This is a genomic window from Mesorhizobium sp. WSM4989 (genome assembly GCF_029625795.1).
Lineage (GTDB): Bacteria > Pseudomonadota > Alphaproteobacteria > Rhizobiales > Rhizobiaceae > Mesorhizobium.
In genome coordinates this window covers 406,734-419,265 of record NZ_JARTVN010000003.1, presented here as the reverse complement: position 1 = coordinate 419,265, position 12,532 = coordinate 406,734, and the positions used below count along the sequence as shown (strand labels likewise).

The 12,532-nt window shown below is 64.2% G+C and carries 12 protein-coding genes; 8 read left to right on the top strand and 4 right to left on the bottom strand.

Annotated features, from left to right (window positions below; all coding sequences use genetic code 11):
* Positions 1-2,091, bottom strand: coding sequence for a phosphatidylserine/phosphatidylglycerophosphate/cardiolipin synthase family protein (locus tag P9217_RS26940; RefSeq protein ID WP_278088177.1), 2,091 nt, complete (start codon positions 2,089-2,091; stop codon positions 1-3).
* A 68-nt stretch (positions 2,092-2,159) separates the two neighbouring features.
* Positions 2,160-2,600, bottom strand: a complete 441-nt coding sequence (locus P9217_RS26935) for a hypothetical protein (RefSeq protein WP_095782605.1) — start codon at positions 2,598-2,600, stop codon at positions 2,160-2,162.
* Positions 2,601-2,778: 178 nt separating this feature from the next.
* On the opposite strand from P9217_RS26935, the gene P9217_RS26930 reads away from it, so the two are divergent.
* Positions 2,779-2,949: a hypothetical protein gene (locus P9217_RS26930; RefSeq protein WP_278088169.1), complete on the top strand. Its 171-nt coding sequence runs from the start codon at positions 2,779-2,781 to the stop codon at positions 2,947-2,949.
* 63 nt (positions 2,950-3,012) lie between these two features.
* On the opposite strand, the gene P9217_RS26925 is transcribed toward P9217_RS26930, so the two are convergent.
* Positions 3,013-3,894 (bottom strand): LysR family transcriptional regulator, encoded by an 882-nt coding sequence (locus P9217_RS26925; protein WP_278088168.1) that lies wholly within the window; start codon positions 3,892-3,894, stop codon positions 3,013-3,015.
* A gap of 374 nt (positions 3,895-4,268) precedes the next feature.
* On the opposite strand from P9217_RS26925, the gene P9217_RS26920 reads away from it, so the two are divergent.
* The 3 genes from P9217_RS26920 (at position 4,269) to P9217_RS26910 (ending at position 7,044) form a co-directional block, all read left to right on the top strand.
* Entirely contained in the window at positions 4,269-5,765 is a 1,497-nt protein-coding gene (locus P9217_RS26920) for a CoA-acylating methylmalonate-semialdehyde dehydrogenase (RefSeq protein ID WP_067319526.1), read from the top strand.
* A 417-nt stretch (positions 5,766-6,182) separates the two neighbouring features.
* A complete protein-coding gene (locus P9217_RS26915; RefSeq protein WP_278088167.1) occupies positions 6,183-6,485 on the top strand; it encodes a hypothetical protein in 303 nt (100 codons plus the stop codon).
* Between the two features lie 241 nt (positions 6,486-6,726).
* Positions 6,727-7,044: a hypothetical protein gene (locus P9217_RS26910; protein ID WP_067319522.1), complete on the top strand. Its 318-nt coding sequence runs from the start codon at positions 6,727-6,729 to the stop codon at positions 7,042-7,044.
* Positions 7,045-7,086: 42 nt separating this feature from the next.
* On the opposite strand, the gene P9217_RS26905 is transcribed toward P9217_RS26910, so the two are convergent.
* The gene (locus tag P9217_RS26905; protein ID WP_127216854.1) at positions 7,087-7,746 is read right to left on the bottom strand and encodes a GntR family transcriptional regulator; all 660 of its coding nucleotides are present in this window, start codon (positions 7,744-7,746) and stop codon (positions 7,087-7,089) included.
* A 115-nt stretch (positions 7,747-7,861) separates the two neighbouring features.
* On the opposite strand from P9217_RS26905, the gene P9217_RS26900 reads away from it, so the two are divergent.
* From P9217_RS26900 to P9217_RS26885, 4 genes are all read left to right on the top strand, one after another.
* Entirely contained in the window at positions 7,862-8,755 is an 894-nt protein-coding gene (locus P9217_RS26900; RefSeq protein ID WP_278088166.1) for a dihydrodipicolinate synthase family protein, read from the top strand.
* A 64-nt stretch (positions 8,756-8,819) separates the two neighbouring features.
* The gene (locus P9217_RS26895) at positions 8,820-10,136 is read left to right on the top strand and encodes an FAD-dependent oxidoreductase (protein WP_067319517.1); all 1,317 of its coding nucleotides are present in this window, start codon (positions 8,820-8,822) and stop codon (positions 10,134-10,136) included.
* A 36-nt stretch (positions 10,137-10,172) separates the two neighbouring features.
* Positions 10,173-11,174 (top strand): 4-hydroxyproline epimerase, encoded by a 1,002-nt coding sequence (locus tag P9217_RS26890; RefSeq protein ID WP_067319515.1) that lies wholly within the window; start codon positions 10,173-10,175, stop codon positions 11,172-11,174.
* 453 nt (positions 11,175-11,627) lie between these two features.
* Positions 11,628-12,530: a branched-chain amino acid ABC transporter permease LivH gene (locus P9217_RS26885; RefSeq protein ID WP_067001669.1), complete on the top strand. Its 903-nt coding sequence runs from the start codon at positions 11,628-11,630 to the stop codon at positions 12,528-12,530.
* Positions 12,531-12,532: the final 2 nt, after the last annotated feature.

The following is a 12,532-nucleotide window of genomic DNA, read 5'->3' as shown; positions in this document are numbered from 1 at the left end:
TTAAAAGGCCTGTTTCACCCACCCATTGCTGAACAGCAGCCGGTAAGCCCAGCCGATCGTGACATTGGTGGCGACCGGCTGCGAATGGGCGAGATAGTCGTCATAGACCGACTTCATGCGGCGGTAGAAGGCCGGATCGAGCACCATCATGCCGTTTTCCGAGTCGTGGACGAAGCTGCGATTGTTGAGGTTGACCGAGGAGATCGTCACCAGGCGCTGATCGATCATCATGATCTTGGAATGCAGCACCACGTCGGGCGCCTTGAATTCGCGGATGTTGATGCGGTCGCCATATTTCTCCACGAATAGCTTGTTGAGCGCGGTGAGGAAGCGGCCGCCTATGTCGCCCTTGAGATCGATGCGCCCGACGACGTCGATCTTGACGCCGCGGGCCAGCGCCCGATCGAACGCTCTCGCGATACTGGGCGTGAGGTTGAGATAGGGATTGACGATCTCGATGCGATGCTCGGCGGTGTCGATCAGTTCGACGAAGTAGTTTTCCAGTGCATGCCCGTCCGCGTAAGGCACGGAAATGAAGTGCCGCACCACGCCTTGCGGATGGCCACCGGAACGAACCGGAATGGAAAACGGCCGTGACAGGTTGGTGTCGGCATCGCGCAGCCAGACGGTCGAGAAATGCGCGGCCAGCGTTTCGACCGTCGCCGGGTCGGCGATCTCGATGTCGAAGTCGCTCCAGTTGGAATAGTAGTTGAGCGAGAAGCCGTCGGTCTTGCCGTATTGCTGCAGCTGAGGGTAGCGCGACAGGTCGATCGGCCTATGAAACAGGAACCCGTCATGGATGTTGCGGCCGCCGATGATGACGCGCGAGCGGCCGGGTTCCTCGGCCAGGGTCGCCAGCATCTTGATGTGATGGGTCTTGTGCAGCTGTGAGAGCTGCTCGTCGATCGGCGCGCCGTGATCGGCCTGCCAGCGATATTCCTGCAATTGGACATTGGGAAACTCCGCCGCCAGCCGATGCAGCAGGGCGTCGTCCTTGTCGCGCTCCAGTACGTCGGTGACCAGGATGCGTACCTTGGTGCCGAGCGCCGCGTGGTGGCGGATCAGCCGCTCCATGATGCGGCCGGAAAAGTCCGCCTTGAACTCCAGCGACGACAGATAGATCAGCTTGAGTCTCGGCGCGTTGGAGAAATCGAGCGGCAGTTCGGGATCGGCCTTGTCGAAGGCGCTGTCGGGCAGCGTTTTGCCGAGCAGCGCCTCGACCTTGGAATTGAAGCCGTCGCGCGATTTGCGCAGCAGGGTCGGCGACCCGAGCGGCAGCGCGCAGGTCTGCGACAGCCAGCGGCCGGCATAAAAGGCGCGGTCGAGCGCTTCGAGCCCGGCCGGATCTGGCACCGGACAACGATCATAGCGGCTGTCGAGTGCCGTGATCCAAGGGTCGGCGGCCTCCTCGCGCAGGATGGTCAGCTTCGCGCCGGACGGCGCGAGGCTGGAGCTGACGGTGAGGTCGCAGCGGGTGAGCGCTTCGCTTGGAAACAGGCTGGCAGATGTCTCGGCCGCCGGCAGGCTGAGATGGAACGGGGCACCTTTGGCAATTGTGCGCGACCGGCCCGAGACGCGCATCGCCAGCGATCCGTCGCAGCTGCCGCCGATCACGACCGTTTGCCGGCCGGCTTGGCGGAGCACGATCTCGACCGAGCGCGCCTGCAGACCGGAGAAGCTGAAGCTCTTGGGGGCGGACGGCCTGGCGGCAGCGTCGAGATAGAGCGTCTGGCGCGACATGCGCCAGCGACCGGTGAAATGGCCTTCGCCCGGTTTGCCTGAAGCCAGCGGCTGCTCCGTGCTGTCGAGCGGCTTCGCCAGCCGTCGCAGGGCCGGATAAGTTGCCTGGAAACGATCATTGTGGACGTCGCGCCAGTCACGGCCGAAGCGGCCGGTGCCGTTGGTGCGGTCGAGCGCATCGATTCGGCTTTGGGCCAGCAACGCCTCGAATCGCTTTTCATAGGCGGCATTGCCATTGTCCGCGAAGTAGCGGGCGCTGGCGATCTCGGCGCCGCTTCGATCCGCCGAGATGGGCGCACGCGCGCAGGCCCCGTCTCCCGGAAAGAAGGCGCAGGCGGAACGGCCCGGCATGCCGGCGCACCCGGCGGGCGCGGTCAGCGCCAGGCCAAGCAGCAGCCTTGTCACGACGGCTCCCGGTCTCACCCGGTCGCCCCGTTCATGACCTTGAGCTGGGCGGGGTCGCGCGGCGGCATGAAGCCCTGCGGAAAGACCTTGCAGACCGGAAGCGCGAAGGTGGCTATCAAGAGCTCGGCCTCGCCGCGCATCTTCCTTGGCGCCGTCTTGTCGCCGCGGATCGTCCTTGCCGAAGCGATCAGCGCGCCGTCGCAATCGCAATGATTGTGGCGGGCGATATAGCAGGCATCGTGGATCCGGCAGGCGGCATCGAGCCGGTCGACCGGGGTGGCCGAGAGATCGCCGGTACGGGTTCCGGGACCGCAATAATTGCCGAAGACGAAAGGCGAGGGGCGGGCCATCGCATAGCGGATCGACTTCGGCAGTTCCGCTTCGGGAACCCTGGCCCACGGATTGGCGCAGCCGGAGAGGCAAAGCAGCGGCAGGATGGCAAGAATGGCTCGCATGTCTGCGCCGGCTTTCCCAGATTCCCCCTCGCCTGCCATGGCATGGCGAAGCACTGGTGCCACACTGGCCGATTTTGTGGCAAGCGCAAGGCGGGTCGGCTCCGCCTTCGCTTCGGGCAGTTTCAGCAACGACAGGCTGGCGCGACTCCCGGACGGCTATCCCGTGCGGATGGCTGACATGGATTTCCACCTCGGCGACGGCGATGTCAGCTTCTACGGCCACGCCAGGATCGCGATTTCGATACGCGACCGCCACTACGGCTTAGTCACCTGCGGGCTCATGGGCAACAGCGCCGAGGAAGCCGGCCGGATGTGGGCGCCGCTCGCCGCTGAGGCCGACAGGTTGTGAATTCTTTCGTCCTCGATGCGCCTTGAAGGCGGTTCCAAAGCGGGTCGGCCTTTTTGGGCGGCATCAGACGAACAACCCCTTTTCCCGCTCCACCACCCTGGTGATGAAATTGGCGACGAGCTGGACCCGGCGCAGCGGCCTCACTGATTCGTGATAGACCAGCCAGTATGCGCGGCGGATGGGCGCGACGATGTCTACCGGCACCAGCTCCGGCATCGAGCGGGCGACGAAGGTATGCAGGATGCCGATGCCGGCGCCCGAGCGCACCGCCTCCGCCTGGCCAAGCGCTGACGAGATGGCGAAGCTGGTGCGCCAGTCCGGGCTGAACTCCGCGGCATAGTCGAGCGAAGGGCTGACGATGAGGTCGGGCACATAGCCGATCAGCGTGTGCCGATCGAGCTCGGCTGCTGACTTCGGCAGGCCGTTGGCTTCCGCATAGGTGCGGGAGGCGAACAGGCCGAGCGTATAGTCGACCAGCTTTCCCGCCACCAATCGACCCTCGGTCGGCCGCTCGACGGTAATCGCGATGTCGGCCTCGCGCCGCGACAGGGAGAAGGAGCGCGGCACCGGCACCAGCTGGATGGTCAGCTCGCGGTGGAGCGCCGTCAGCTCGCCCAAACGCTTGGCGAGGAAGGCGACACCGAAACCGTCGGGAGCGCCGATGCGCACCGTGCCGGAGACGTCGTCGCCCTCGCCGGCGATGGTCGATCGCGCGGCGATCATGTCGCTCTCCATGCGCTCGGCGATGTCGAGGAAGCGCTCGCCGGCCGGCGTCAGCTCGCTGCCGGTGGTCAGGCGGCGGAGGAGTTTCGTCCGCAGCGCTTCCTCGAGCGCCGCGAGCCGTCGCGAGACGGTGGCGTGGTTGAGCTCCAGACGTTTTGCCGCGCCGAGGATCTGGCCGGCGCGCGCCACGGCGAGGAAGATGCGGACATCATCCCAGTTCATGGGGATGGTCCAGGTTAGTCGCCAGCGCTGCGTTCCCGCCCACCCCCCTCTGTCCTGCCAGACATCTCCCCCGCAAGGGGGGAGATCGGATGTCGCGTTCGCTTTCGCCAATCGCCAACGGTGCAGGAAGAGCCCCGGCGATGAAACTGCCAATCTCCCCCCATGCGGGGGCGATGTCCGGCAGGACAGAGGGGGGAGTGAAGGAACTCAATCTTCGATCCTTTCAATGACCGATCATCATCACCTTTTGCGGCAATTAATGCACGTCCGACTGCCGCTGTCTATTTCGCGCACAACGGTTGCGTTCTAGCTCGCGTTGCCATTGCGGACGCAAAGGCGGACAATGCCTCATCACCAAAACAGGGAGAGAACCCATGATCGAGTACGGTCATTTCATTGGCGGCAAGCGTGTCGCCGGCACCAGCGGCCGCAAGCAGGACGTCATGCAGCCGATGGACGGCTCGGTGCGCGCTACGGTGGCGCTGGCCTCGGCGCAGGAGCTGCGCGCCGCGGTCGAGAACGCCAAGGCCGCGCAGATCAAGTGGGGCGCCACCAACCCGCAGCGCCGCGTGCGCGTGCTGATGAAGTTTCTCGAACTGGTCCAGCGCGACTATGACGAGCTGGCCGACATCCTGGCGCGCGAGCATGGCAAGACCATTGCCGACGCGCGCGGCGACATCCAGCGTGGCCTCGAAGTGGTCGAGGTCTGCATCGGCGCGCCGCATATGATGAAGGGCGAGTTCACCGACGGCGCCGGTCCGGGCATCGACACCTATTCGATGCGCCAGCCGCTCGGCGTCGTCGCCGGCATCACGCCGTTCAACTTCCCGGCGATGATCCCGCTGTGGAAGATCGCGCCGGCGATCGCCTGCGGCAACGCCTTCATCCTGAAGCCTTCGGAGCGCGACCCGGGCGTGCCGATCCGCATCGCCGAGCTGTTCATCGAGGCCGGCCTGCCGGAAGGCGTGCTGAACGTGGTCAACGGCGACAAGGAAGTGGTCGACGCCATCCTCGACGATCCAGACATCAAAGCCGTCGGCTTCGTCGGGTCAACGCCGATTGCGCAGTACATCTATGCGCGCGGCTGCGCGGCGGGAAAACGCGTGCAGTGCTTCGGCGGCGCCAAGAACCACATGATCATCATGCCCGACGCCGACATGGACCAGACGGTCGACGCGCTGGTCGGCGCCGGCTACGGCTCGGCCGGCGAGCGCTGCATGGCGATCTCGGTGGCCGTGCCGGTCGGCAACGACACCGCGAACCGGCTGATGGAAAAGCTGGTACCACGCGTCGAAAGCCTGAAGGTCGGTCCGTCGACCGACTCCTCGGCCGATTTCGGCCCGCTGGTGACACGCCAAGCCCTGGAACGCGTCAAGGGCTATGTCGATATCGGTGTCAAGGAAGGCGCCAAGCTGGTTGTCGATGGCCGCGGCTTCAAGATGCAGGGCTACGAGAACGGCTACTACATGGGCGGCTGCCTGTTCGACAACGTGACGCCGGAGATGCGCATCTACAAGGAAGAGATCTTCGGGCCGGTGCTTTCGGTGGTGCGCGCGCCGACCTATGAGAACGCCATCAACCTCGCCAACGACCACGAGATGGGCAACGGCGTCGCCATCTTCACCCGCGACGGCGACGCCGCGCGTGACTTTGCTTCCAGGGTCCAGGTCGGCATGGTCGGCGTCAACGTGCCGATCCCGGTGCCGATCGCCTACTACACCTTCGGCGGCTGGAAGGCGTCGTCCTTCGGCGACCTCAACCAGCACGGCCCGGACGCGTTCCGCTTCTACACCAAGACCAAGACGGTCACCTCGCGCTGGCCGTCCGGCATCAAGGACGGCGCCGAGTTCGTCATCCCGACGATGAACTGACCGGACGGTTTTCGGCCGCGCGTCCTCGCCGCGTTGCGGCTGCGGGCACGCGGCAGGCATCAAGGACGGCGCCGAGTTCGTCATCCCGACGATGAACTGACCGGACGGTTTTTTCGAGAGCCTCGTGAGAAAGCGCGGTTTGCACCCGCGCTTTCTGTTTGGGGCCTTGCAGAGGAGGCTGGTTGTCCTTCACCTCATCGATATTTGGCGTAGCTTGTCGTCTCGCCCGGTCGTCGCTTGCAACTTCAGATGCATGATTTGCGACGAGACACGTCGAGGCTGCATCCGCACCTCCTAATGATTCCATGGAACCAACAGGCCGCCATTCGCCTTAGGCTGTATTCCTGCCATGCGTGCAGGCCAATCAAACAGCGCCGGTGGCAGCCGGGGTTCTCGTCTGGCGCGAGGAGGTGTCGGATGACACGATTTCTTATGGCGACGACGATGTGCCTTGCGGCGGCAGCGCTGTCGGTCGGCCAGGCCAATGCGGCAGCACAATGCGCACCACGCGCCGACATCATCAAGGCGCTCGGCGACAAGTTCCACGAAAGCGAGGCAGGGCGCGGGCTGATCAATCCGAACGTCGTGCTCGAGATCTTTGTCTCCGACCAAGGCAGTTGGACCGTTCTTGCCTCCGATACCAAGGGGCAGAGCTGCATCCTGTCCGTTGGCGAAGGCTGGGACAGCCCGACGGTCACGGCAGCCGTGCCGGGAGCCTAACACTCACTGGCGCCACGGCTCGTTCAGTGAAAGCCGCGCCGGCGCCCGCATCAACGCCCGCTTGTCTACCGGGCGCAGCTTCACCATATCGAATGCAGGGAGTGATAAATCTCCCTGCGACAGACCGGAAACCAGAAGGAGTGACGTGATGGCGACGTCGAGTCCGGCCTGGAGCGTTCCGGCACACTGAGGCGGCCGAATGTGCCTCTCTTGCCGGAATGCCACGGCGAAGGAGGTGCCCATGGCACGCAGATTTTCGTTCCGAGTGGTGAAGGCGGCAGTCGCCGGCGCCGTCATGGCTTTGCCGGCAGTCCCGGTGCAGGCGCAAGTCCTCTGCGGGGGCCATGACGATCTGGTCGCGGGGCTGGCAGAGACGTTCGAAGAGAAGCGGCTGGGCTATGGCCTGGGTGGAGACGTCGCCATCTTCGAGGTGTTTGTGTCGGCGAGCGGAACCTGGACCATCTTGATGACCGACGTTAAGGGCCAGAGTTGCATCTTGGCGGCCGGCGAGGGATGGGAGCACACGCTGGCCACCGCGGTCCGGCACCCGGGCGGGTGAACTGCGTAACCGGACAGTTCAGTTAAGCCGGAACCGCTCCGGTCAGCGCGTCGCGGCCGCCTCGGCGTGGTGGCGCAGCAGCGCCATCAATTTCTTGGCGTCCTTGGCGGCGGCTTCCTCGTCGCCGTCGAGGATCGAGCGGATCAGCGCGACGTGGTGCTCGGCCGATTCGGCGAGCCCGGTATCCGCCTTGTAGCGGAACCAGAAGCGCCGGCTGTGCGTCTGCAAGGGCGCCGCCACGCGCGCCGCGAATGGATTGTCGGCGGCGATCGCCAGCGCCTCGTCAAGTTGCTTGTCGGCCTGAATGAAGGAAAGCACGTTGCCGGAGATCACTGCCTTCTGCATGGCAAGGGCTGCTTCGTGAAACAGGTCGGCCGCCTCGCGGGTGACGAAGCGGGCGGCCGAGCGGGCAAGCACCACCTCGATGCCGCGCCTGGCATCGATAACGCGCAGCCAGTCGCCGGGGTGGAGCGGAGCGACCGCGATGCCGGCGCGTGGTCTGACGTCGAGCAAGCCCTCCCAGGCCAGCCTTTGGATCGCTTCGCGCACCGGGGTACGGCCGAAGCCGAGCCGCTCGATCAGTGCACCTTCGGTGACGAAGCTTGAAGGCGCCAGTTCAAGAGTGACGATCATGTGCTCCAGCACACGATAGGCCCTGGTCGCAACCGGCTCGAAGGTTGCGCTCGTGTCGTTGGATATCAATGCGGATATCAATGGGCCAGCTCCTGATATATTTTTCATATATCATAGCGGATTCAGCATTGACAGCCCGCGTCTTAATAAATATACCGCTGATATATCAGACGGAGAGATAGCCATGTGGGCCGGAGTTTTCCCTGCAGTCACGACCAAATTCACGCCCGACGACCGCCTCGATCATGCCGAAATGGAGCGTTGTTTCTCCTTGCAGATGGCGGCCGGCTGCGACGGCATCATCGTCTGCGGCTCGCTCGGCGAAGGGCCAATGCTGTCGCATGACGAGAAGATCGAAGTGCTGAAGACGGCGCAGAAGGTCGCCGGGACAAAGCCGGTGCTTCTGACCGTCAACGAACCCGGCACCCGCGAGGCGGCAAGCATCGCACGCCGCGCAGCCAAGGAAGGCGCCAACGGCCTGATGGTGGTGCCGAGCCCGATCTACCACACCAATGCCGAAGAGACGGTCGCCGCACTTCGCGCCGTCGCGGAGGCCGGCGACCTGCCTGTCATGATCTACTCCAACCGGCTCGCCTATCGCGTCGACGTCACTGTCGACCTGATGGAGGAGCTGGCGTCCGACAAGCGCTTCGTCGCAATCAAGGAATCGTCGGACGACATCCGCCGCTCGACCGAGATCATCAATCGCCTCGGCGACCGCTACGACCTCTTCACCGGCGTCGACAACCTCGCCTTCGAGGCGCTGTCGGTCGGCGCCATCGGCTGGGTGGCGGGCCTTGTCACGGCCTTCCCGCGTGAGACCGTCGCCATCTATCAGTTGATGAGAAAAGGTCGCCGCGAAGAAGCGCTGAAGATTTACCGCTGGTTCAGGCCACTGCTCGACCTCGATGTCTCGACCTACCTGGTCCAAAACATCAAGCTTGCCGAAGTGCTGGCGATCGGTACCAATGACCGCGTTCGCATGCCGCGCCAGCCGCTGTCGGGCGAGCGCCGGAAGGCGGTGGAAAAGATCGTCAGGGATGCGCTGGCCGCGCGGCCGGAACTGCCGGCGTTCTGATAGCTTTCTGCTCCCGTTCACGGGGGAAGTAGATGGCGGCAGACAGACGAGGGACAGCGCCAGCGTGCAAGGAAATGCCAAGCCGACCGAAGAGGGGCGCCGCCCTTCATCCGCCCGTCGGGCGCCTTCTCCCCGTGACCGGGGAGAAGGGGAAGATATCGCCATCATCGGCGGCGGCATCATCGGCATTTGCGCCGCCACCTTGCTCGCGGAGGCGGGACGCAGCGTCACCATTTTCGATCGGACGGGCATTTGCGAGGAGACGAGCTCCGGCAACGCTGCCGCCTTCGCCTTCTCTGACGTGCTGCCGCTGGCGCATAAGGGGATGATCAGGCAGTTGCCGAAATGGCTTGCCGATCCGCTGGGGCCTCTTGCCATCCCGCCGGCCTATCTGCCTAAACTTCTTCCCTGGCTGTTCCGCTTCTGGCGCGCGGGCGCCGCCAGGCACTTCGAGGCGAGCCTTGCGGCGCAGGCCGGCATGATGAAGCTCGCCGAAGCCGAATGGATGGGTTTGCTCGACCGCTCCGGCACGCGGCCGATGCTGCATGAGGACGGCTCGCTCGAACTCTACGAAAGCGAGGCCGAGTTCCGCGCCTCGCTGTCCGGCTGGAGGGCGCGCGAACGTTTCGGCATAGGCTTCCGCCATGTCGAGGGTGAGGGGATGGCGGCGCTGCAGCCGGGTCTTTCGCCGCGCTTCGTCAAGGGCACCTTCGTGCCGGGGTGGAAGACAGTCGCCGATCCGAAACTGCTCGGCAAGGCGATCTGGGCCTATGCGGAGCGGCTCGGTGCGCGCTTCGAGCACGCGCGCGTCGAGCGTATCGGGACCGGAACAAACGGCGTCACGCTTATGCTTGCGGACGGCACGGCCCGAAAAGCGAAGCAGCTCGTGATCGCCGCCGGCGCCTGGTCGCATCTGCTGGCCAAAGATATCGGCGACCGCATCCCGCTGGAGACCGAGCGCGGTTACAACACCACGCTGCCGGTGTCGGCCTTCGACGTGAAGCGGCAGTTGATCTTTTCCGGGCACGGCTTCGTCATCACGCCGCTGGAAACCGGCTTGCGCGTCGGCGGCGCCGTCGAGCTGGGAGGCATCGAACGAGCGCCGAATTTCGCGCGCTCGAAGGCGATGCTGGAAAAAGCCAAGCGTTTCCTGCCCGGGCTCGATCCGTCGGGCGGCCGCGAGTGGATGGGCTTCCGGCCATCGCTGCCGGATTCGCTGCCGGTCATCGGCAGGGCGCGGGCGCCGAACATCGTCTACGCTTTCGGCCACGGCCATCTCGGCCTGACCCAGGCGGCAGCGACCGGCCGCTCGATCCGAGATCTCCTTCTCGGGCAGGAGCCGCCGATCGATCTCACTCCTTTCCGCCCGCAACGGTTCTGACAATTCGCCAGAATTCTGATATTTCAGGGAGCCATCATGGCCAAGACATCCTTCTTCTGCATCGACGGCCACACCTGCGGCAACCCGGTGAGGCTGGTTGCCGGCGGCGGCCCACTGCTAGAAGGCGCGACGATGATGGAACGGCGGGCGCATTTCCTCGCCGAATATGACTGGATCCGGACCGGGCTGATGTTCGAGCCGCGCGGTCATGACGTGATGTCCGGCTCGATCCTCTATCCGCCGACGCGCGAGGACTGCGATATCGCGATCCTCTTCATCGAAACCTCGGGCTGCCTGCCGATGTGCGGCCACGGCACCATCGGCACCGTGACGATGGCGATCGAGCATGGGCTGGTGAGGCCGAAGACGCCGGGCGTGCTCAGGCTCGACACGCCGGCCGGCCTAGTCGTCGCCGAATACAAACAGGTCGGCGAATATGTCGAGGAGGTGCGCATCACCAACGTGCCGTCCTTCCTTTACGCCGAAGGGCTGTCGGTGGAGTGCCCGGTGCTTGGCGAGATCAGCGTCGACGTCGCTTATGGCGGCAATTTCTATGCCATCGTCGAGCCGCAGGAGAACTACCGCGACATGGCCGACCATTCGGCCGCCGACCTCATCGCCTGGAGCCCGCTTGTGCGCCAGCGCCTGAACGAGAAATACTCGTTCGTGCATCCGGAGAACCCGGGCATCAACCGGCTGTCGCACATGCTGTGGACCGGCAAGCCGAGAGATGCCGAGGCCGATGCCCGCAATGCCGTGTTCTATGGCGACAAGGCGATCGACCGCTCGCCTTGCGGCACCGGCACCTCGGCGCGCATGGCGCAGCTCCACGCCAAGGGCAGGCTCGAGGTCGGCGACAGTTTTGTCCATGAGTCGATCATCGGCTCGCTGTTCAAGGGCAGGGTCGAAAAGGAGGTCAGCGTTGCCGGCAAACCAGCCATCATCCCCTCGATCGGCGGCTGGGCGCGCATGACCGGACTGAACACCATCTTCATCGACGACCGCGATCCGTTCGCGCACGGGTTCATCGTCACCTGATCGCTCCCGTTCGGCGCGTCAGGCCGCCTCGTCGTTCGTCGAAACCTGACTACCGAACCAATCGGCAAAGGTGATTTCGGCCGCCGTTCGCCTCGCCGTCACATGACCGTCATACCGGGCAGAATCCTGACTTGGCGGAATGCGCGGGACGGCAAAATCGAGCGCTGCTGCTGACGCAAGGAATCTTCTCATCAATTTATTTTGACGGCGATTTCTTCGAAACGACGCGCATGATACGGCTTAATCGTCAAAGACATTGCGTTGTGCCAATGATAGGGTCCGCGATAGTCCAGTGGCCGGGTGCGAGAAAGCGGGCAATCGGGCAGCGTGCTTCCAAACCACGCGCGGCGATTGAAAAATCACGTTGCAATCCGGGCTTGAAACTTTACGACTAGGGGCAATACGAAAAGGAATGCGTCCTCGAAGGCGACATTCCAGGGGAGCCGCTTAAATATGCAGTATTTCGTCCAGCAGCTTATCAACGGGCTGACGCTGGGATCTATCTACGGGCTGATCGCGATCGGCTACACGATGGTCTACGGCATCATCGGCATGATCAATTTCGCCCATGGCGATATCTTCATGGTGGGCGCCTTCACGGCCCTCATCGTCTTCCTGATCCTCGGCGCGATGTTCTATTCGGTGCCGGTGGTGGTGGCGCTCCTCATCATGATGATCGTGGGCATGCTGCTCACCAGTCTTTACAACTGGACGATCGAGAAGGTGGCCTACAGGCCGCTGCGCGGATCGTTCCGGCTCGCGCCGCTGATCACCGCCATCGGCATGTCGATCGCCCTGTCCAACTTCGTGCAGGTCACGCAAGGGCCGCGCAACAAGCCGATCCCGCCGCTGGTCAGCCAGGTCTATACGATCGACGGCATCAGCGTCTCGCTGAAGCAGATCATCATCGTGCTCGTCACTGCCGTGCTGCTGGCGATCTTCTGGTATCTCGTCAACAGGACGGCATTGGGGCGGGCGCAGCGCGCCTGCGAGCAGGACCGCAAGATGGCGGCGCTGCTTGGCGTCGACGTCGACCGCACTATCTCCATCACCTTCATCATGGGCGCAGCGCTTGCCGCGGTCGCCGGGACGCTTTTCTTGATGTATTATGGCGTGGTGGTCTTCTCAGACGGTTTCGTGCCGGGCGTGAAGGCCTTCACGGCGGCGGTGCTTGGCGGCATCGGCTCGCTGCCGGGCGCAGTGCTCGGCGGGCTTTTGATCGGCTTCATCGAGAGCATGTGGTCGGCCTATTTCTCGATCGACTACAAGGACGTCGCGGCCTTCTCGATCCTGGCGATCGTGCTCATCTTCCTGCCCTCCGGCATCCTGGGCCGGCCTGAAGTCGAAAAGGTCTGATC